Annotated in this window: 23 protein-coding genes; 13 read left to right on the top strand and 10 right to left on the bottom strand. The window is 62.0% G+C overall.

The genetic code is table 11. From position 1 onward, the window contains the following. Positions 1 to 12: 12 nt before the first annotated feature. The 3 genes from AC1DXU_RS07560 to AC1DXU_RS07550 all read right to left on the bottom strand — a co-directional run bounded on the left by AC1DXU_RS07560 (position 13) and on the right by AC1DXU_RS07550 (position 872). Positions 13 to 192 carry a DUF3606 domain-containing protein gene (locus AC1DXU_RS07560; protein ID WP_477316976.1) on the bottom strand — a complete coding sequence of 60 codons (180 nt, stop codon included), beginning with the start codon at positions 190 to 192 and terminating at the stop codon, positions 13 to 15. Between the two features lie 109 nt (positions 193 to 301). Next, on the bottom strand, positions 302 to 643 hold the full coding sequence (locus tag AC1DXU_RS07555) for a hypothetical protein (protein WP_477316978.1): 342 nt from the start codon (positions 641 to 643) through the stop codon (positions 302 to 304). Positions 644 to 704: 61 nt separating this feature from the next. Further along, positions 705 to 872 (bottom strand): Thivi_2564 family membrane protein, encoded by a 168-nt coding sequence (locus AC1DXU_RS07550; protein WP_477242494.1) that lies wholly within the window; start codon positions 870 to 872, stop codon positions 705 to 707. A 206-nt stretch (positions 873 to 1078) separates the two neighbouring features. Here AC1DXU_RS07550 and AC1DXU_RS07545 point away from each other — a divergent pair, with 206 nt between their 5' ends. From AC1DXU_RS07545 to AC1DXU_RS07525, 5 genes are all read left to right on the top strand, one after another. Then, positions 1079 to 1621, top strand: coding sequence for a hypothetical protein (locus tag AC1DXU_RS07545; RefSeq protein WP_477366475.1), 543 nt, complete (start codon positions 1079 to 1081; stop codon positions 1619 to 1621). 298 nt (positions 1622 to 1919) lie between these two features. Continuing rightward, complete coding sequence (locus AC1DXU_RS07540) at positions 1920 to 2084, top strand: DUF3309 family protein (protein ID WP_258602338.1); 165 nt, start codon at positions 1920 to 1922, stop codon at positions 2082 to 2084. Between the two features lie 117 nt (positions 2085 to 2201). Then, positions 2202 to 3602 carry a PAS domain S-box protein gene (locus AC1DXU_RS07535; RefSeq protein ID WP_477366472.1) on the top strand — a complete coding sequence of 467 codons (1401 nt, stop codon included), beginning with the start codon at positions 2202 to 2204 and terminating at the stop codon, positions 3600 to 3602. A 48-nt stretch (positions 3603 to 3650) separates the two neighbouring features. After that, positions 3651 to 3824, top strand: coding sequence for a hypothetical protein (locus AC1DXU_RS07530; RefSeq protein WP_477366469.1), 174 nt, complete (start codon positions 3651 to 3653; stop codon positions 3822 to 3824). Positions 3825 to 4016: 192 nt separating this feature from the next. Then, on the top strand, positions 4017 to 4562 hold the full coding sequence (locus AC1DXU_RS07525; protein ID WP_477366466.1) for a hypothetical protein: 546 nt from the start codon (positions 4017 to 4019) through the stop codon (positions 4560 to 4562). Positions 4563 to 4707: 145 nt separating this feature from the next. Here the strand turns inward: AC1DXU_RS07525 and AC1DXU_RS07520 are convergent, their stop codons facing one another. Further along, positions 4708 to 4998 (bottom strand): hypothetical protein, encoded by a 291-nt coding sequence (locus AC1DXU_RS07520; protein ID WP_477366463.1) that lies wholly within the window; start codon positions 4996 to 4998, stop codon positions 4708 to 4710. Positions 4999 to 5231: 233 nt separating this feature from the next. On the opposite strand from AC1DXU_RS07520, the gene AC1DXU_RS07515 reads away from it, so the two are divergent. Together AC1DXU_RS07515 and AC1DXU_RS07510 are read left to right on the top strand one after the other, a co-directional pair. Beyond that, complete coding sequence (locus AC1DXU_RS07515; RefSeq protein WP_477316984.1) at positions 5232 to 5405, top strand: hypothetical protein; 174 nt, start codon at positions 5232 to 5234, stop codon at positions 5403 to 5405. A gap of 27 nt (positions 5406 to 5432) precedes the next feature. Beyond that, complete coding sequence (locus tag AC1DXU_RS07510) at positions 5433 to 5924, top strand: pyridoxamine 5'-phosphate oxidase family protein (protein ID WP_477366460.1); 492 nt, start codon at positions 5433 to 5435, stop codon at positions 5922 to 5924. A 1551-nt stretch (positions 5925 to 7475) separates the two neighbouring features. Here AC1DXU_RS07510 and AC1DXU_RS07505 read toward each other — a convergent pair. Further along, on the bottom strand, positions 7476 to 7643 hold the full coding sequence (locus AC1DXU_RS07505) for a hypothetical protein (protein ID WP_477366457.1): 168 nt from the start codon (positions 7641 to 7643) through the stop codon (positions 7476 to 7478). 166 nt (positions 7644 to 7809) lie between these two features. On the opposite strand from AC1DXU_RS07505, the gene AC1DXU_RS07500 reads away from it, so the two are divergent. Continuing rightward, positions 7810 to 8154, top strand: a complete 345-nt coding sequence (locus tag AC1DXU_RS07500; RefSeq protein ID WP_477366454.1) for a hypothetical protein — start codon at positions 7810 to 7812, stop codon at positions 8152 to 8154. A 68-nt stretch (positions 8155 to 8222) separates the two neighbouring features. Here AC1DXU_RS07500 and AC1DXU_RS07495 read toward each other — a convergent pair whose 3' ends face one another. Further along, a complete protein-coding gene (locus tag AC1DXU_RS07495; RefSeq protein ID WP_477366451.1) occupies positions 8223 to 9293 on the bottom strand; it encodes a sensor histidine kinase in 1071 nt (356 codons plus the stop codon). 612 nt (positions 9294 to 9905) lie between these two features. Between AC1DXU_RS07495 and AC1DXU_RS07490 the strand changes: the two genes are divergently transcribed. Then, positions 9906 to 11132: an anion transporter gene (locus AC1DXU_RS07490; RefSeq protein ID WP_477366448.1), complete on the top strand. Its 1227-nt coding sequence runs from the start codon at positions 9906 to 9908 to the stop codon at positions 11130 to 11132. On the opposite strand, the gene AC1DXU_RS07485 is transcribed toward AC1DXU_RS07490, so the two are convergent. Next, the gene (locus AC1DXU_RS07485; RefSeq protein ID WP_477366445.1) at positions 11129 to 11728 is read right to left on the bottom strand and encodes a TetR/AcrR family transcriptional regulator; all 600 of its coding nucleotides are present in this window, start codon (positions 11726 to 11728) and stop codon (positions 11129 to 11131) included. The genes AC1DXU_RS07490 and AC1DXU_RS07485 overlap by 4 nt on opposite strands. A gap of 81 nt (positions 11729 to 11809) precedes the next feature. Here AC1DXU_RS07485 and AC1DXU_RS07480 point away from each other — a divergent pair, with 81 nt between their 5' ends. From AC1DXU_RS07480 to AC1DXU_RS07465, 4 genes are all read left to right on the top strand, one after another. Then, positions 11810 to 12718, top strand: coding sequence for a crotonase/enoyl-CoA hydratase family protein (locus AC1DXU_RS07480; RefSeq protein ID WP_477366442.1), 909 nt, complete (start codon positions 11810 to 11812; stop codon positions 12716 to 12718). Between the two features lie 132 nt (positions 12719 to 12850). Beyond that, the gene (locus tag AC1DXU_RS07475; RefSeq protein ID WP_477366439.1) at positions 12851 to 14173 is read left to right on the top strand and encodes an aminotransferase class I/II-fold pyridoxal phosphate-dependent enzyme; all 1323 of its coding nucleotides are present in this window, start codon (positions 12851 to 12853) and stop codon (positions 14171 to 14173) included. 52 nt (positions 14174 to 14225) lie between these two features. Then, entirely contained in the window at positions 14226 to 15341 is a 1116-nt protein-coding gene (locus AC1DXU_RS07470; protein ID WP_477366436.1) for a branched-chain amino acid ABC transporter substrate-binding protein, read from the top strand. Between the two features lie 85 nt (positions 15342 to 15426). Beyond that, on the top strand, positions 15427 to 16296 hold the full coding sequence (locus AC1DXU_RS07465) for a LysR substrate-binding domain-containing protein (protein WP_477366433.1): 870 nt from the start codon (positions 15427 to 15429) through the stop codon (positions 16294 to 16296). 48 nt (positions 16297 to 16344) lie between these two features. On the opposite strand, the gene AC1DXU_RS07460 is transcribed toward AC1DXU_RS07465, so the two are convergent. The 3 genes from AC1DXU_RS07460 to AC1DXU_RS07450 all read right to left on the bottom strand — a co-directional run bounded on the left by AC1DXU_RS07460 (position 16345) and on the right by AC1DXU_RS07450 (position 17973). Further along, the gene (locus AC1DXU_RS07460) at positions 16345 to 16653 is read right to left on the bottom strand and encodes a cupredoxin domain-containing protein (RefSeq protein ID WP_477366431.1); all 309 of its coding nucleotides are present in this window, start codon (positions 16651 to 16653) and stop codon (positions 16345 to 16347) included. 5 nt (positions 16654 to 16658) lie between these two features. Next, a complete protein-coding gene (locus tag AC1DXU_RS07455; RefSeq protein WP_477366428.1) occupies positions 16659 to 17183 on the bottom strand; it encodes a DUF4142 domain-containing protein in 525 nt (174 codons plus the stop codon). A gap of 115 nt (positions 17184 to 17298) precedes the next feature. After that, positions 17299 to 17973 carry an RNA polymerase sigma factor gene (locus AC1DXU_RS07450; protein WP_477366425.1) on the bottom strand — a complete coding sequence of 225 codons (675 nt, stop codon included), beginning with the start codon at positions 17971 to 17973 and terminating at the stop codon, positions 17299 to 17301. Positions 17974 to 18048 lie beyond the last annotated feature (75 nt).

The raw sequence follows: 18048 nt of genomic DNA, 5'->3' as shown, positions 1-18048 counted from the left end.
ATAGAGGGCCGGCTAGGTCCTCGTCGCCATATAGGCGTCGAGTTTCCGCCTCGACGGCCCGTAGCGCTTGATGATTGTCTTGGCCTCGCTCGGCGGAATGCCATACTTTTTAGCAAAGGCAGCAACCTCGTAGGGTTCCTCGCCGGATACCAGTCTTCGGTCCGCTTTGGTCTTTGATTTGTCGTCGGTCATGGAAGCTCTCTCCCTGATAGATTGCAGGTTTGTCGGTCAATTCGCTATGGACGCCGATCCGCGGTCGAAGTCCATAGCCGGAACCGCCATCGGCGCCCTTCAATCACGCCTAGAACCAGCGGCGCTCGGGCTCCGAACTCTTGGCGATGGCGATGCCGAGGAGAACACCCAGCATGCCGCCAAGTGCCATCGCCGACGATATTGTGCCGGGATTTTGCTGGACCGTATCCGACACCGTCTGCGCCTGGCTGCGCAATTGCTGGGTTGCGCGCGAGGCTTTGTCGGCCGCACTTTCATACCAGCCTTGCGCGGTCTCGGCAGCCTCTTCGGCCTGCTCGGACAGCGTGCGATTGATCTTGGTGATTTCGCGGCGAAGCTCGGCGATCTGCTTCTTCATCGCATCCTGCATATCGTCGGACGCCTTCGCGGCGCCTGCTTGGGTGTCGGCCATTGGTTTCTCCTTGTGATGTAAGGTGATGTAAGGAGGAAACGCTCGCAGCCCCGCTCGGTTCCTAGAAGACAGCCAGGTATTTCAGCATCGAGATAATGCCGATGATGATGACGACGATCTGGGCGATCTGTCTCGTGCGGCCGTCGAGCGGCAGGCGCTGAACGAGATAGAGCACAAGGATGATCACCAGAAAGGTGATCAGGATGCTGATGAGAACCGATGAAGCCATGTCCCTCACTCCGTTGGCCATTTTGAAAAAACATGAAGTACGCTGCAGCAAACGATGCAGTGTCGGATTGGTTCCTCAAGCCGCTGGCGCAGCCACGGGATGGCTCCCGTTCGCTCCTCTCTCATAGTCCTCATGGAACAATTCGCCCGCATTTTGCTTGAGTCCACGGATCTGCGCCGATCTTGCGCACTCCGGGAGAAATCGACATGAAAACGATAGCTGGACTGTACGACACTTATGGCGACGCCGAAGTCGCGGTTCGCGAGCTTGAGGGTGCCGGCATCTCGCCAGATGAGATCAGCATCATAGCCCCGGACGGTTCGCAGCGCAGCCCGGCCGCCACGGGGGTCAGCATCGGAGCCGCGGTCGGTGGCATCGGCGGTTTTCTGGCCGGCATCGGCGCGATCACAGTTCCGGGTCTTGGGCCTGTTGTCAGCGCCGGGTGGCTGGTATCGACCCTGACGGGCGCCGCGGCAGGCGGTATGGCCGGCGGCGTGCTGGAGGCCTTTGCCGATGCGGGCATCGATGAGGCCGATGCCTATGTCTATGCCGAGCATGTCAGGGGCGGTGGAACCATGGTCATGGCAAGGGTCGGGCAGGCGCAGGAGGATGCGGCAACCGCGATATTGAAACGATCGGGCGCTGACGCTCGTCGCGGCTCTGATTCCGCGGGCTGGTCAAGGGACGCGGAAATTCCCTTGGCCGCCGAAGCAAGGAAGAAATCCGCAAAAGTGTCGATCGCTTTTTGACTCCGAATTTTCTACGCTAGATGCTGTCTGGCAAATTCCTTGTCTGGCTGACGCAACTTCATCCCGCCCCGCGCATTATTTCTCTGACCGCTGGTTCCCTCCAGGTGGTCAAGGGGCTGAAAGGCCTATCGCCCGCTGGCTCCCGGCCAGCGGGCGTTTTTTTGTGCCTTTTTCTGGCCAGGGCGTGCCCGTGGTCGTCAGGTGGAACAGGAAGGCCCTTTGCGAGTTCCTATGCTGATCAACAGGCGGAGGAACGTTGCAAACAGCGCGACAGCGCCAACTGGCAGAGGAAAACACCATGGGTCTCGGCACAATTCTCATCATCATTCTGGTCATTGCGCTGCTGGGCGGCTTCAGCGGCTTTGGCGGCGGGCCCTTCTACGGCACCGGCTATTATGGCGGCGGTGGCCTCGGCCTGGTGCTGCTGATCGTTATCATTCTGGTCGTTCTCGGGCGCATCTAGCATCGCTCGCAGCGATTTAGTGACCCGCCGCTCGCTAGGGGGCCGGCGGGAACCGAAACCCCTCACGTGCATTTAACAGTCGTAGCAATCCGTTAGAAACGAACGGGCGGGGAATAGGTGAACATTATCCAACAGGCGGGCTTCGGGATCCCAGCGGTGCCCTCGGTCGATTTGCTGCAGGCGATGCCCGTCGCCGTCTACACCACGGACAGACAAGGCCACATAACCTTCTTCAATGAAGCCGCGGCCGAACTTTGGGGGCATCGACCCGTCATTGGCGAGGACCAGTGGTGCGGTTCCTGGAAGCTGCGTCATCTCGATGGACGGACAATGGCGCATGACGAATGTCCGATGGCGGTTGCCTTGCTGGAAGAGCGCGATGTCCGCTGGGGCCAGGCGATCGCTGAGCGGCCGAACGGCGAGCTCATCCCCTTCAGGGCCCATCCGGTTTTGCTTCGCGATGAAGCGGGCCGCGTTATCGGCGCCATCAATACTTTGCTTGATTTGCGCAGCCAGACACAGGCCGACGAGGCCCGCATTCGGCTCGCCGCGATTATCGAATCGACGGCGGACGCCATCATCTCGAAGGACCTGAACAGCATTATCACCAGCTGGAACGACGCGGCCGAACGCCTGTTCGGCTACACGCCTGCGGAGGCGATCGGCCGGCCGGTGACGATGCTCATTCCCGCTGACCGTATCGACGAGGAAGCCCTGATCATCAGCCGCATACGCGCAGGCGAGCGCGTGCCATCTTATGAAACAATCCGCCAGCGCAAGGACGGCAGGCTGATTCCGGTTTCGCTGACCGTTTCGCCGATCCGCGACGGCATCGGCCGGGTCATTGGCGCCTCCAAGATCGCGCGCGATATCAGTTCGCACAAGGAGAGCGAACGGCGCATCCGCCTGCTGATGCGCGAGGTCAACCATCGGGTGAAAAACCAATATTCGGTCATCATCTCGATGATCCGCGAAACCAGCAAATCGATGAGCACGCCGGAGGCTTTCCTCGGACAGGTGCGGGAGCGCATCATGGCGCTTTCACAGTCCCACGATCTGCTCGTCAACGCCGAATGGCGCGGCGCAACGGTCAGCGAGCTGGTCGAGGCGCAGATCAAGCCTTTCGCCGCGCAGGCCCGTTTGTCTCTGGCCGGACCGGTGATCATGCTGCAGCCGAACGCCGTGCAGTATCTCGGCATTGCCTTCCACGAACTCGCCACCAATTCAGCAAAGCACGGCGCACTGTCGCGTCATGGCGGACAGGTAGAGGTTGAATGGGATGTAAAGACCGCCGCCGATGGCGCCGACACCTTCCGGCTGGTCTGGCGCGAGCTCGGCGGGCCGCAGCTGGACGAGATCACGCGTCGCGGCTTTGGATCGGTTGTTCTCAAGCGCGTCGCGCCGCAGGCGCTCAGCGGCACGGGACAGCTGGAGTTTTACAAGAAAGGCGTTGTCTGGACGCTCGAAGCGCCGTTGCGCTTCGTCCAGACGTCGCTCAGCGATATTGCGATCGACTGACGGAACCTTCGCCTTCCACTCTTGGTTGTAGATACCAAAGGGAGTGCGATGGCTGAGGACAGACAAAACAGTATCCGCCAGGCGAAGGAAAAGCGATTGGCGCTCATCCTGACAGTGGAAACCGGCATTACCTTTGATGAGGCACGTGACCTCATAGCCATGGTCGGTACCGACATATCCTCCTTGTTGCGTGAGGCGCGGATATTGAAACAGCCGAAGTAGGTTGGGCCGTCGCGCCTTTGCGTCGGCAGGATTTCACGCCAGTTCGTCTCTAACTTTTATCAATCGAATGGCAAGTCCGTAACCAAGACAGTAGCCGCATCTTAATTAGCTGCAACTAAATCTAGCAATCCTTGTTGGTCTCCATGCATCCCGGAAATCCGGCTTGCTTCAGGCAAACCCAAGGAGAGCGTCATGAACATCGTGAACAGCATTGCCAGGACACTGGCGGCCGGTGCCATTCTGGCCGGCCTCGGCATGCCGGCAGGTGCGCAAGGAATCGGCGTCGGCGTTGGCGCATCTGTCGGCGGCAGTGGCGGCGTCAACGCCGGTGCCGGCGCATCCGTTGGCGGTAGCAGTGGCATTAACGCCGGTGCCGGTGCTTCCATTGGCGGTGGCAGCGGCGTCAATGCAGGCGCGGGCGCATCCGTCGGTGGCGCGGGTGGCATCAATGCCGGCCTCGGCGCGACTGTCGGGGGAACGGGTGGCGTTGGTGTCGGTGCCGGTGTTGGTATCGGCAACGGCGTTGCTGCGGGCGTCGGCGTCGGCATTGGCACCAACCCGGCCAATCCGGCCAGCCCCGCCGACCCGAACAATCCGGCCCTGCCAAGTGTCGTTGCCGGCATGTCGAACAGCCAGCTTGCGAAAATGAAGCTCCGCTGCGTCGATGTCCTGAACTCGAGCAGCTACGATAGCGATCTGCATGCATTGTGCCTGCTAATCAAGGCAGCCAACCGCTAGGCCTGTCTCTGCCGGGTGATCGAGAGTGCCGCGACGGCGCTCTCCGACCTGCTCAACGCATGATGTTGATACGCATTTGTGTCGCAGAGACAAAAAAATGGCAGGCCCGAGGGCCTGCCATTTTTCTGTCTGTAGAGGCCGACGGTCAGTTGGCGCCGCCGAGCTGCTTGGTCATCTTGCAGAAATTGTCGTGCGCCTTGGCGATGGCCTCGTCGCCGCATTCCTTGGTCATCCCGGCGCGGTCTTCTTCCTTCATGGCCATCCAGGCGGTCTTGAATTCAGCTTCCGTCTTCATGGTCTTCATGCCGGCATCGGTGAAGAACGGCGACATTTTCGCCGGATCGTCGAGCGCCGAGGTGTTGCCGCCGGCCGAAAGCGCCGCACCAGTGGTCATCGCAAGCGCCATCGCGCCCATGCAGAGCATCTTGATGTTCATGATCATTTCTCCTGATTGCTTTTGAGATCGTCCAAGCAGCGATCGAAAGCAGAACGGACAGTTTGGGCGAAGGTTCCGTGGATTTCCGCAACGGGAGAATAATATTGCCAGAGAAAGCAATGTGGAAAAAAATTTTACTCCAACAGAAGGTTAGTGCTATCGGGGCCGTGAAGCCCGGCGATGCAACGGAACCGATCACCGTCCCTGGCTGTTGTGTCGCAGGAAGGCGGCCCATGCCCCTCACGATCCGAGCCACGCTCTGCGAAATTCGCGACGACCTGCACGCCTTGCGCAGGACGGTGGCGGCGCGCGGCCAGATCGAGGCCATCCAGGCCATCGATGCCCTGATCGGAGTGGCCGAAGGGGAGGCGATACGCGCCATCCGGCGCATCGATCGTGGTGCTTGACTTCGAAGAACCTCAACGGAGAGAACAATGGCGATGAACATCTCAGAGATGACGCGGCCCGAATGCATTTCCCTGTTGAAGTCGGCCAGGCTTGGCCGCCTGGCCTGCGTCAGGGACAACCGGCCCTACGTGGTGCCGATCCATTTTGCCTTCGGCGACAACTTCATCTTCAGCTTCTCGCTGCCCGGCAAGAAGGTCGAATGGATGCGCGAGAACCCCCATATTTGCCTGCAAGTCGATGATGTCGGCGGCGTCCACGGCTGGAAGAGCGTCGTCGTCGAGGGCCTGTTCGAAGACCTGCCCAAGGCGCCGGCTCTCGACAGCACGATTCCCGCCAGGGACCAGCAGGTTCCCACATCGGACCATGACCGGCAATTTGCCTGGTCGCTGCTGCAGAAGCACGCCAATTGGTGGGAGCCCGGCGCGCTCAAGCCTGGCGAGGCGCAGGCCGGTACCGGCAGCCATCTGTTCTATCAGATCAGGATCGAGACCATCTCGGGGCGGCAGGCCTGTCGCTAGATTCTGGAGCGCCCGAGATGGCGCAAAAAACCCGCATTCCAGGGGGATTGGAAGCGGGCTCTTTAGTGACCGAACGCTTGGGAGGTTCGATCCATCCATCAACACCTCAGCGAGGCGTTTGTTCCATACCCGCGATCTTGCTGATATCTGGATCAATCCCTCATCGTATGTTGCAGAAGAAAGCCCACCAGCTTGACGCCGGTGGGCCGCGCTTCTGCTCTAATAGCAGTTAGAACGGAATCAATTTGCCGGTGCTGGTGCAGCCGGGGCCGGAGCCGGTGCAGCCGGAGCAGGTTCGGCCGGGGCCGGCGCAGATTCGGCCGGCGCCGGAGCAGCTGGGGCCGGTGCCGCCGGGGCTGATGCCGCAGGCGCGTCGATCTTGACATTGATGTCACCTCCGCGACCGCCATGGATGTCGATGACACCCGTAACAACCAGCAGTACGGCTATCGCAATGAGCGCCACAACAATCGCGATGGCTGTGGTGCCTCCGCCTCCACCACCGCCTGTATTAACAACAGTTGGGCCGTCAGCCATTTTCTTCTCCTTTTCAAGCTGCCAAACGCAACACAGGCTAAAACCGTGTGCGTGTCGGAGGATAAACGGACGATACGGGCATCCGTTCCTTCCAGAGATTATTGCTGTGCAAATCGGGCGTCGCTCGCTGACGCCCTCCAGTGTGACGGGCGCCGGTCGATATCGAAGTTGTGGGTGATGTCACGTCACTCGCTCCGACCATGAAGACGGTGGAACGGCCTACATGGACCACGCGGCACGCCCCGGGTGCCTAGGGTTGGGGTTGCGGTTCCATCCGCGGAGACTCACCGATCGGCGTCGCCCGGCGCGCCACGCTCCTGCCGGAGATTTCGTCAAATCGAGGGTCTAACGCAAGCCAAAAAAGCTAAGTATCGCTAGTACGATAACCACGGCTCCGACGATCCAGATAATGCTGTTCATAACGGCTCTCCTTGAGCTGCCCATATCGGAAAACTGCTGTCACTGAATGCAAACGGCTGCGCGGCACTCTTGTTCCAACACGCTGGATCTACTGTTCGGCTGGCAGGTTGCCACCAGTCGTCATTCCAGGGCTTAAGAAAGCCCGCGCCTCTGGCGGAGGGCGCGGGACGATCGGGTACGAAACCCGATCATCAGCAATATCCGGGAGATATCGCTGATGATTTGCCGCTACGGCTATGCGATTCAGGCCAGGACGAAGCCGGCCAACAGCACCGTGAGGACAAGCGAAAGCGGTACGGCAAGAAGCCAACGAGCCTCCAAAATGCTGTTGTGCTGGTTGTCCATCAGGTTGTGCCTCCTGATATTCTTCTATTCTTCGCGCGGCATCGAGAGGTTCCGGACTCGATGATTGCTTTCGCCGTCTAGTACCAGCGGCCGCGGCCGTAGAAGCCGCCGCCGCCCAGCAGCAAGACAATGAGAACGATGACCAGAATTGTGGTGATATCCATGTAAGCCTCCATGAGAGCGCCCGGCGGTCTCGCCGTTCGCCGCTCTTGCCCTGGACAGGGCATCACTCGTGCCTGTCACTTGATCTCAATCAACGATCCGCATGGCATCTGGTTCCTTTGGAAGGTCGAAGCATGGCGGCACGGCCCATGCTGCTCGCCCGTCCTTGGCCTTGCCTACTTCGAGGTCGCCGACGAGGTATGGCTCACCCGAACCGCTCGCTTCCAGCCGAACCAGTAAGGTTTTGGAAACCATGCCGGGAACCTCGAGGGAACCAGCCGGCCCTCCGATCTTTTTAGCTGCGTGAAGCAATCTGGGGCGCCGCGAATGGAAGATCACGAGCATACCGGTTCGACTGAATCACCCGGGCAACCACCACCTTCCAACGCCGGCGCGGTCGAAGGCGATTTCGGCGGGCCATTTGGATTTGGGCATCCTGCTCACAAGCCAGATCCATCCGCCACCTACACGTTTCGACCTGGGGCAGGACGCCAGCTGCCTGTCGATGCCAGGAAAAGATGGCGTTAGCCGCGGAACGGAATGCCAAAGGCCAAGCGAGATACCGGTGCAAAAACCCTACGAACCCGCCTATTTCGCCAGGAAGCATGGGATCACCCAGGCTCAGGCACGGCGGATCACCAAGAACTTTGGCCCTTCACGTGTCAGGTGCGACACGGCCGCCCAGAATCTGAATCTGGCCCTGAATGGCCCATCGCCCTTGCATGAGCGTCCGCCGGCATCGGTTTCGTCGACGCCGAAGAAATAGAAATCATCCTTGCCGCAATCCGGTCTAATAGCTTGGAGCCTGGGGCTCCCGCTACCGGATGGATCACCCTACGCCGCGCGCGGCACGCGCGAGGTGAACGTTGCCCTGGTCACCGACACGCTGGTGCCGTTCTTGTCGCTGATGACCTCGATCTTGGCCTCGAGTTGCTTGACCAGCGCCTCGACGATGGCGGTTCCCAGGCCCGCACTGGCGACGATGTTGGCGGGCTTGCCGGCACCATTGTCCGACACCGTCAGCTTCCAGTCGCTGCCTTCGGTCTCGTACGTTACCTGGATCAGCGCCTTGGTTTTCTCCATCGGGAAGGCATACTTGATGGCGTTGAGGACGAGTTCGGTGACGATGAGGCCTAGGCTCACCGCCCTCTGTGAGTCGATTCTGCCGCCTTGCGCAGTGACGTTGACAGCGATCGGCTGGACATCGCCGACCATCGACGAGGCCAGGCTGCTGCACAGTTTCGACAGATAGGACACGACGTCGATCTCTTCGAGACCTGCCTCGGTGTGGAGATGGCGCTGCACCTCGGCCACTGACAGCACGCGCTGATGGGCATCCTTGAGATGCTGGCGGGTTTCCTCCGAGGTGACCGAGCGGGCCTTGAGCAACAGGATGCTGGCGATGATCTGCAGGCTGTTGGCAACCCGGTGCTCCATCTCGCGCAGCAGCACGTCCTTCTGTCGCAGCAATTCTTCGGTTCGGGCGAGAAGCTCTTCCTTTTCCTTCTCGATGGCGCGCCGCGCTGTTATGTCGTTGAAGGCGAGCAGGATGGTGATGGTCGAGCTGTGGTCGTAGAGCACCTTGCGGGCGTTGAGCAGCATCGTGCGGTGGCCGATGTTGGGGAAATCATGTGAGACCTCGAAGCCGTCCATGGCGGTCTTCTCGGGGATGATCGTCTCCAACAGCAGGCGCAGCGCCGGGATATCCCACTGGCCGTCGCCCAGCGCATAGAGCAGGGCGCCATGTGTCTCCCCAGGGTCGACCTTGAAGGTCTGATAGAAGGAGCGGCTGGCCGCCAGCACATGAAATTTTTCGTCGAGGACGAGGAATGGTTCGACGATCGTATTGACGATCGCCTGCGCCAGCGTCTGCGCATCCTCGATATTTGCAATGGGGTGGAACAAGGCTCAAAGCCGATCTGGAGGCATTTTTGCCTCCTCTCAACCTTCTCTATTACACCATTACCGGGCCGGAGTCGCGAATTGAATGAATTGAATGCACCTTCGCCGCTCTCGGCTCAGCATTACCGTCCAGCGCATTCCCGGCAAGCAACGGTGCGGCCGGGGCAACTGAGCCGGTGTGTCCCGCCAGGGCAGCAATACCCTTTCGAATCGACCCATCGCGCGCATATGAAAACCTTGCCGGCGCCATGGCAGCGCGGGCATTCCGTCGAGTGCATCGCTTCCTCCCTCTGCGAAATCCGGTACTCCCTCTCAACGTTCTGGCCCATCTGAAACATCCGAAAGGCCGAGAAAATTTGTAAGCCAGCTAGCGACAGTGGCCGGCCGTGGCTAAAGCCACGCGGCTGACGGCCGACAAGTTTCGCAGGCGCCAAATTGGCCCCACGTCGGCGAGGCGCCCGCCATGGCGGGTGATTTTGCTTCCTGATTTTCACGATCGGTCGCCCATCGGCGCTTTCGCTTTGCGGGGGCCTTGCTAAAGCTGCATAGACGAAACGGTCGGGCGGGGAGGGACCTCGCCCCGGAGCCGGGCCGATTTGAATAGGGGTTCTGCCAATGACATTGATGGGTGCGGCGGCATTGCTGATCCTGATCCTGACCTATGCCGGCGTCGCTGTCGGGAGGATACCTGGCCTGCGCCTCGACCGGGCAGGGATCGCGCTGCTCGGAGGCGCGTCGATGATCGCCATCGGCGCGCTCAGCATGGAAGACGCCTACCGCGCCATCAATTTCGACACCATCACGCTGCTGCTCGGCATGATGATCGTGGTGGCGCATCTGAAAGTGTCGGGCGCCTTCCGGGCGCTGGGCGCCTACGCCATCGAGCACGCGCATGCGCCCTTCATGCTGCTGGTGATGGTGACGCTGTTGACCGGCGTGCTTTCGGCGTTCCTGGTCAACGACGCCATCTGCCTGGTCATGGCGCCGATCGTCGTCCATGTCACCCGCGTCATCAATCGCAACCCCATCCCCTATCTGATCGCCACCGCCACGGCGTCCAATTGCGGCAGCGTCGCCACCATCACCGGCAACCCGCAGAACATGGTCATCGGCGCGCTGTCGGGGATTTCGTATCCGGCCTTTTCGGCAGCGCTTGCGCCGGTCGCCCTGTTCGGCCTCATCGCCGTTATCGTCCTCGTCCGCATCGTCTACCGTGCCGAATTCCAGCGGTCGGCCGAGTTGAGCCCCGAAGTCTATCGCGGCCGCATGCTGCCGGGGCAGGTGCTGAAGGCGGTGGTCGTCTGCATCGGGCTGGCGGCCGCCTTCTTCGCCGGCGTTCCGGTCGCCAAGGCGGCACTCATCGGTGGCGCTATCCTGCTGCTCACCCGCGCCATCAAGCCGGCGCGCATCTACCACGAGATTGATGGACCGCTGCTGTTCATGTTCGCCGGCCTGTTCGTGGTCGTCGCCGGCGCAGAAAAGACGCTGCTGACATCAGACATCATCGCCTCGGCCAAGAACCTTGGGCTTGACGATGTCTGGCGTCTCTCCGGCTTCACCGCCGTGCTCTCCAACATCATGAGCAACGTGCCGGCCGTGCTGGCGCTCAGGCCGTTCATACCCGGCCTGGAAAACCCGCAGCGCGCCTGGCTAGTCGTCGCCATGAGCTCGACGCTGGCCGGCAATTTCACCCTGCTCGGCTCCGTCGCCAATCTGATCGTTGCCGAGCAGGCGCGGCGCGCCGGCACGGCTCTCAGTTTCGGCGCCTTCTTCAGGGTAGGCCTGCCGCTGACGCTGATCACCCTTGCCGCGGGCACTGCATGGCTGGCGTACGGGTTCTAGGCGGTCGCGACAATGAACCCATTCTGCGATCTCGCCCGCACCAGCGTGGCAGCGGCATGCCCGGCCGCCTCGATATAGTCGGGGTTGCGATGGACCAGCATGATCGAAAAAGCGCCGTCCATCAAAAGCACGATCTCGCGCGCCAGCATCTGCGGCTCGGCGATGCCGCGGCCTGACAGTTCCGCCGCCAGCCATCTTTCGAAGTTTGCCTTGTGGCGCGATCCCGCCTTGACCGCGGGGTGGCCGGGCATCGAGGCGAGTTCGGCCGCCGTGCGCAGGAAACCGCACCCTTTCCACTTCGGGTGGCGTGCCGCCTGCGCCAGATTCGTGAAGATCGCCTCGACCTTGCGGTCGGCGTCACCTTCGGCGGCCTCGAACCAGCCGGCCATCTGTTTCAGATTGGGCTGGTCGCGGCTTTCGAGATAGGCGGCGACCAGATCGTCCTTACTCTTGAAGTGATAGTACAGCGTCCGCTTGGTCAGCCCCGCTTTTTCAGCGATCGCATCGACGCTGACGCGGCCGATTCCCTCGGCATAGAAGAGCCTGGTCGCGGCATCGACAATGCGTTTACGGGTAGGGCTCTGAGCTTCAGGCATGGCCTCATGTATACCGACTAGTGAATATACATGCAATCGAAAGCCTGCTCCTTTCCCGAGACAATCTGGAAAGGAACAACGATGCCCGATCTTGTCCTGAGCGAGACCCGCGACGGGGTAGCCGTCCTAACCCTCAATCGTCCCGGAAAACTCAACGCGCTGAATTACGCGCTGATCGACCGGCTGCTGGCGGTGCTCGATGCCGTCGAGGTCGATGATGCCGTCCGCACCGTCATCTTGACCGGCGCGGGCGAACGGGCGTTCTCAGCCGGCGGCGACATCCATGAATTCTCCGCAAGCGTCGCATGCGGCGCCGATGTCGCGCTGCGCGACTTCGTCATGCGCGGCCAGCGGCTTACGGCGCGGCTGGAGGCATTTCGCAAACCCATCATTGCCGCCGTCAACGGCATTGCCTTCGGCGGCGGCTGCGAAATCACCGAGGCCGTGCCGCTCGCCATCGCCAGCGACCGCGCGCTGTTCGCCAAGCCGGAAATCAATCTCGCAATGCCGCCGACCTTTGGCGGCACGCAGCGCCTGCCCAGGCTGGCCGGGCGCAAGCGTGCGCTCGAACTGCTTTTGACCGGCGATTGGTTTCCGCCACCGCGCGCCCTTGAGCTCGGCCTCGTCAACCAGGTGGTGCCGCATGAGGATCTGATGCCGGCAGCCTTTGACCTCGCCCGGCGTATTTCCAGGCATTCGCAACTGGCGGTCGCCAGCATCCTCACTGCGGTGGCGCGCGGCCTCAACCAGAGCATCGCCGAAGGCTTGGCTGTCGAGGCCGAGCAGTTCGCCCGCATGGCCCCGACCGCCGATCTGCGCGCAGGGCTGGATGCCTGGATCGCACGCCGCAAGCCGGGCTGCGACGGCTCGTGGACGCACATCACCCGGCCGGATCAAGCAAGGCGGGCGTCGCTGGAGCAGGACCGGCTGGCCGAACAGGATCAAGGCGCTGCCGTCGCGATGTCTGGATGGAAGCGGCCTTCCAAATAGGGGCGGGATGGGTAGACCTAGTTTTTCTAAGCCTAGGCGCTAGAACTACTCGCTTGCGCCATGGCGACCGTCGGCTCCACCTTAGGCTCCATTCACAGCCGTTTTGTCAGCCGGCTGGCAAAGGAGGCATCGATGGTCGCTCTCGCTCGCAGGCCCTGGGTTCCCTCGCATTGCGACGAGTTCGCCCAGCAACTGGCGCAGAAGACGAGCGCTGAGAAGACCGATGCCGTCATGGCAGCAATCAACGGGGGCATCGAGCTGAACCGCTCGATCCACGAGGATGACTGCATCAACCTTAACCCGGCGACCAATGTGATGAACCCGAAGGCCGAAGCCGCACTCGCCTCCGGCCTGGGGTCGCGCCCGTCGCTTGGCTACCCCGGCGACAAATATGAAATGGGATTGGAGGGCATCGAGCGGATCGAAGTGATCGCTGCGGAGCTCGCTGCCGAAGTTTTCGGCGCCAGCTATGCCGAGATCCGGGTGCCGTCCGGCGCGATCGCCAATCTCTATGCGTTCATGGCTGCAGCCAGGCCGGGCGACAGCATCATTGTCCCGTCGCCAGCGATCGGAGGCCATGTAACCCACCATATGGCCGGTTGCGCGGGGCTCTACGGGCTCGATATCCACACCGCTCCGGTCGATGCCGACGGCTACACCGTCGACGTCGGCAAATTGCGCGACCTGGCCAGATCGACAAGGCCGAAGATGATAACCATCGGCAGCAGCCTCAACCTGCTGCCCCATCCCATTCGCGAGATCCGGGCGATCGCCGACGAGGTCGGTGCGCTGGTTCTGTTCGACGCGGCCCATCTGTGCGGCATGATTGCCGGGCACGCCTGGCAGCAGCCGCTGGAGGAAGGCGCTCATCTGATGACGATGAGCACCTACAAGAGCCTCGGCGGTCCGCCGTCCGGGCTGATCGTCACCAACGACGCCGCCGTCGCCGAAAAGCTCGACCGGATCGCGTTTCCCGGCATGACCGCCAACTTCGATGCCGCCAAGTCGGCAGCCTTGGCGATCACGCTTCTGGACTGGAAAGACCATGGCAAGGCCTACGCCGCGACGATGGCGCGAACGGCAAAGGCGCTGGCCGAAAGCCTTGCCGATCGCGGCCTGCCGGTTTTTTCGACCGGCAAGGGCTACACGACATCGCACCAGTTCGCCATCAAGGCAGCCGAGTTTGGCGGCGGCCAGGCGGCGGCAAGGAAATTGCGGCTGGCCAACATCCTGACCTGCGGCATCGGCTTGCCCATAGACGCTGTCGACGGCGACATGAACGGATTGCGCTTCGGCACGCCCGAGATCGTCCGTTGGGGCATGACCGAAGACGACATGCCGGAACTGGCGTCCCTCATCGCCAGGGGGCTGCGCGGCAACGACTCCAGCGAGCAGATCGCGGCTGATGTCACGGCATTCCGGCGCCGGTTCAACAAGCTTCGCTTTGTGAACTGACGCCTGAAGCGGCGGGAAAAACCCGCCTTTCTCAAAAAACAGGGGAATAACAATGCGCATGATCGTGCAGATGATGACTGCTGCCCTTATGACAGCCGCGGCTGTCGGCGTTGCGAGGGCGGATATCGTGTTCGGTGTCGCCGGCCCGATGTCGGGGCCGAACGCCGCCTATGGAGAACAGTACCGTGTCGGCGTCGAAACAGCGGTTGAACGCATCAACGCCAATGGCGGCGTTCTCGGACAAAAGCTTGCCGTGTCGATCGGCGATGATGTCTCCGACCCGAAGCAGGGTGTTTCGGTCGCCAACAAATTCGTCGCTGATGGCGTTCACTACGTCGTCGGGCACTATAATTCCGGCGTCACCATTCCCGCTTCCGAGGTCTATGCCGAGAATGGCGTCCTGTTCGTCACGCCGACGGCCACCAACCCGATGGTGACGGAGCGCGGCCTGTGGAACGCCTTCAGGGCGTGCGGGCGCGATGATCAGCAAGGCACGATCGCCGCCAAATTCATCCTCGACCGCTTCAAGGACAAGAAGATCGCGATCGTCGATGACAAGTCGACGGCGGGCAAGGGCCTCGCCGATGAAATGGCCAAGGCCTACAACGCCGGCGGCGGCAAGGAGGTCCTCCATGATGAGGTCAACCCAGGCGAGAAGGACTACAGCCCGCTCGTCGCAAAGATCAAGCAATCGGGCGCGGACCTCGTCTACTATGGCGGTCAGCACACCGAGGCCGGCCTGATCGTGCGTCAGATGCACGATCAGGGTGTCACCACAATCCTGATGGGCGGCGACGGCATCTCCAACAGCGAATTCGGCGCTATCGGCGGTGATGGTGCGGTTGGAACCCTGATGACGTCATTCCCCGACCCGGCAACGTTTGCGGAAGCCAAGGATGCCGTCGCCGATCTGAAGGCCAAGAACGTGCCCACGGAAGCGGTGACCCTCTACGCCTACGCGGCGACGCAGATTCTTGCCGAGGCTATTGCCAAAGCCAAGGCCGACGATCCAAAGACCGTTTCCGATTATCTCCATTCCGGCGCCGGTATCTCGACGGTGCTCGGTTCGATCTCCTATGACGACAAGGGGGATATCAAGCAGCCGGGCTTCGTCGTATTTGAATGGCAGAAGGTCGACGGCAAGCTGACCCCGGTCGCCCTGAAGTAGAAACACCGCGTCGGCGGCCCGTCACCGGCCGCCGACGCTTTCCGGGAAACGTCGGACGATGGCCGTAAATCCGCCGCGACCTCGAATGCCGCCTCTCAACACCTTGCGCGCCTTTGAAGCTGCCGCTCGCCATGAAAGCTTCGCCAAGGCGGCCGACGAACTCGGCGTCACCCCGGCGGCGGTGTCGCATCAGGTCAAGGCGCTGGAGGCCTGGCTCGGCTCGCCGCTGTTCGTGCGCCATGCCCAGGGGCTGCATCTGACCGAGGCTGGGCGCGCCGCGCTGCCAGCCTTCTCCACGGCATTCGACGCCATGGGCCTTGCGGTCCAGGAATTGCGCATCTGGGCGCCAAGGCCGCAGGTAAGCATTGCCGCGCTGCCGTCGATCGCCCAGCTGTGGCTGGCACCGCGCTTGCCGGGCCTCCGCGCCGCGCATCCCGCCCTTCGCCCGTCCATCCATGCGCTGGAGGAGCCGCCGGACTTCAGGCGTGAACCTTTCGACCTCGCCATCTTCCTGACCAGGCACGCCCCGGGGGGCAGCCGCGCGTTCAAGCTCAGCGACGACGTGATCTTTCCGGTCTGCGCGCCGGCCCTCGCCAGGCAGCTGAAAACGCCGGCGGATCTATCATCTCAGCTTCTGCTTTGGGACACCACCTGGACCGGCGACTGGAGCCTGTGGTTCGAGGCTATCGGCCTGAAAGGCCCGTCGATCGAGTCCGGCTCCGAATTCTCGCTCTACAGCATGGCGCTGCAGGCGGCCATCGACGGCGCCGGCGTTCTGATGGGGCACGAGGCGCTTGTGTCGCGCGCGCTCACCGCCGGTTCGCTGGTGGCGCCGTTCCCTCAACGCGTCGCAACTGGCCTCAGCCTCTCGATCTTGGCGCCGGACCGCCCGCCCGCCCAAGCCGCGCAGATGATCGAGTGGCTGCTTGCGCAGGGCGGAGCAAGCCGGGACTGACTTAGAGCTACCGGCGGCAAGCGATCGCTTCGCCGCCGGTTTCAACCTTCATGGCGTCACGTCGAGACGGCCTTTCATGTTCGGGTGAAAGCGGCAGAAATAGTCGACCGCTGCCGCTGTCTTCAGCGTCAGGCTCGCTGTTGCCTTCGGCGGGATCATCACCTCCCATCCACCCTTCACGGTCGCCGTGTGGGCGAACACGTCCTTGTTCACCCACTCGATCGTATCGCCGACCTTCGCCTCGACGGTGGCTGGCGAAAAGACAAGCTTGTCGATGGTGACCTGGATGGTTTCGGCTTGTGCCGGACCGATGCCGATGGCCAGCGCAAAGGCAATCCACAGATGCCGCTTCAACATGGTCCTTACTTCAACATGCCGGCGACATGTTCGGCATGCTGCTCATGGCCCTGGAAAATCTTCAGGCCGGTTTCCAGCAGGCTCTTCAGCTCGGCATTCTGCGCCGACGGGATCAAAAGCGTTTCAAGCGCGCCGTTGACCTGCTTGTGGTAGGCGACCTCGTTGTCGACATAGGCCTTGTCGAAGGCGGCGCCGTCGAGCTTGGCGAGCTTGGCGCGTTCTTCCTCCGCAGCCTTGCTCAACGCCTGGCTGGTGGCGTTGTCCTCCGGTGTCACATTGAGCTTCTTGACCAGGTCGAGCGCCTGCACGTTCACCGCCTCATGGTCGCGCACCATGTCGTTGGCGAAGTCCACGACTTCCTTGGTCTTCGATTTCTCGATCGCCAGCTTGGCGGCTTCCACATCGATGACGCCGGCCGTGTAAGCGATGTGGGCGATTTGCGGGTCGGTCGGTTTGTCCCCGGCTTGTGCGAGCGGGGCGGTGCCAAGCAGCAGCAAGGCGGCGAGGGCGGCGGTGTGACGAATAAGCATGGCATCTCCTTCGCCCGGACGTGAGGATCGCGCCGGGCCATGTTTTCAGTTGACGGTCATTGGATGCGGGACGGCGGCAAACGTTCCCGCCAAAATCAGCCAAATCAGCCGATGATCAGCTTTCCAGGCCGAGGCGTTGCATAACGGCGCTGGTCAGCCTGTCGCAGCGCCGGCCGGCGAAGGGGAAGGCGTCGAGCAGCACCGGACCGATCTGGTCGTCCAGTGCCTTGCGCACCAAAACGCGGGCGCGGTGCAGCCTCGTCTTGACGGTTTCCGGCCGCACGCCGAGAAGGTCGGCGGTCTCCTCGATGCTGAGCCCTTCGATCACCCGCGCCACGAACACGCTCCGGTAGACATCGGGCAGGCCGTCTGTCGCCCGCTCGACAAGGCTGAGGATCTGCCGTTGCGCCATCGTCCGCTCCGGATCGTCGCTGGGATTGAGGGGGAACTGGATGATTTCGGCTTGCGGATTTTCCGGCATCGCCACCGTCCGGCGTTTTTTGCGCAGACGGCCGAGCGCCTCGTTGATGACGATGCGCGACAGCCAAGTGGCCAGCGAGGACTCGCCGCGAAAGGCATCGAGATGGGCAAAGGCCCTGACATAGGCCTCCTGGACGATGTCCTCGGCCTCGGCGTCGTTGCGCACTACGCCACGCGCGATGCGGTAGAGCCGTTGATTGTGGGTCTTCATGATGGTGCGGAAGGCATTGCCCTCGCGCGCCAGCGCACGGCGCACCAGCAGCATCTCGCTGGAAGCAGCAGTGGGAATTGCCGTCAAGACAGCAGGCATGGCCAGTTTCCTCAATCCAGTCTCCTGACCAAAGCACGATCAAGACATTGGATGACATCGCCGGCAAAAGGTTCC

It is taken from the genome of Mesorhizobium sp. P3_A10, from assembly GCF_056403175.1.
This window is presented reverse-complemented; position numbering and strand designations above follow the sequence as displayed.

Excerpts from the sequence above, each read along its gene's own strand:
- AC1DXU_RS07545 (WP_477366475.1), top strand. The coding sequence starts at position 1,079 with ATGAAAACGATAGCTGGACTGTACGACACTTATGGCGACGCCGAAGTC.
- AC1DXU_RS07450 (WP_477366425.1), bottom strand. The coding sequence starts at position 17,973 with ATGCCTGCTGTCTTGACGGCAATTCCCACTGCTGCTTCCAGCGAGATG.
- AC1DXU_RS07505 (WP_477366457.1), bottom strand. The coding sequence starts at position 7,643 with ATGGTTTCCAAAACCTTACTGGTTCGGCTGGAAGCGAGCGGTTCGGGT.
- AC1DXU_RS07485 (WP_477366445.1), bottom strand. The coding sequence starts at position 11,728 with ATGCCTGAAGCTCAGAGCCCTACCCGTAAACGCATTGTCGATGCCGCG.
- AC1DXU_RS07515 (WP_477316984.1), top strand. The coding sequence starts at position 5,232 with ATGCCCCTCACGATCCGAGCCACGCTCTGCGAAATTCGCGACGACCTG.
- AC1DXU_RS07470 (WP_477366436.1), top strand. The coding sequence starts at position 14,226 with ATGCGCATGATCGTGCAGATGATGACTGCTGCCCTTATGACAGCCGCG.
- AC1DXU_RS07455 (WP_477366428.1), bottom strand. The coding sequence starts at position 17,183 with ATGCTTATTCGTCACACCGCCGCCCTCGCCGCCTTGCTGCTGCTTGGC.
- AC1DXU_RS07550 (WP_477242494.1), bottom strand. The coding sequence starts at position 872 with ATGGCTTCATCGGTTCTCATCAGCATCCTGATCACCTTTCTGGTGATC.
- AC1DXU_RS07520 (WP_477366463.1), bottom strand. The coding sequence starts at position 4,998 with ATGAACATCAAGATGCTCTGCATGGGCGCGATGGCGCTTGCGATGACC.
- AC1DXU_RS07525 (WP_477366466.1), top strand. The coding sequence starts at position 4,017 with ATGAACATCGTGAACAGCATTGCCAGGACACTGGCGGCCGGTGCCATT.
- AC1DXU_RS07480 (WP_477366442.1), top strand. The coding sequence starts at position 11,810 with ATGCCCGATCTTGTCCTGAGCGAGACCCGCGACGGGGTAGCCGTCCTA.
- AC1DXU_RS07555 (WP_477316978.1), bottom strand. The coding sequence starts at position 643 with ATGGCCGACACCCAAGCAGGCGCCGCGAAGGCGTCCGACGATATGCAG.
- AC1DXU_RS07560 (WP_477316976.1), bottom strand. The coding sequence starts at position 192 with ATGACCGACGACAAATCAAAGACCAAAGCGGACCGAAGACTGGTATCC.
- AC1DXU_RS07510 (WP_477366460.1), top strand. The coding sequence starts at position 5,433 with ATGGCGATGAACATCTCAGAGATGACGCGGCCCGAATGCATTTCCCTG.
- AC1DXU_RS07530 (WP_477366469.1), top strand. The coding sequence starts at position 3,651 with ATGGCTGAGGACAGACAAAACAGTATCCGCCAGGCGAAGGAAAAGCGA.
- AC1DXU_RS07475 (WP_477366439.1), top strand. The coding sequence starts at position 12,851 with ATGGTCGCTCTCGCTCGCAGGCCCTGGGTTCCCTCGCATTGCGACGAG.
- AC1DXU_RS07490 (WP_477366448.1), top strand. The coding sequence starts at position 9,906 with ATGACATTGATGGGTGCGGCGGCATTGCTGATCCTGATCCTGACCTAT.
- AC1DXU_RS07465 (WP_477366433.1), top strand. The coding sequence starts at position 15,427 with ATGCCGCCTCTCAACACCTTGCGCGCCTTTGAAGCTGCCGCTCGCCAT.
- AC1DXU_RS07540 (WP_258602338.1), top strand. The coding sequence starts at position 1,920 with ATGGGTCTCGGCACAATTCTCATCATCATTCTGGTCATTGCGCTGCTG.
- AC1DXU_RS07460 (WP_477366431.1), bottom strand. The coding sequence starts at position 16,653 with ATGTTGAAGCGGCATCTGTGGATTGCCTTTGCGCTGGCCATCGGCATC.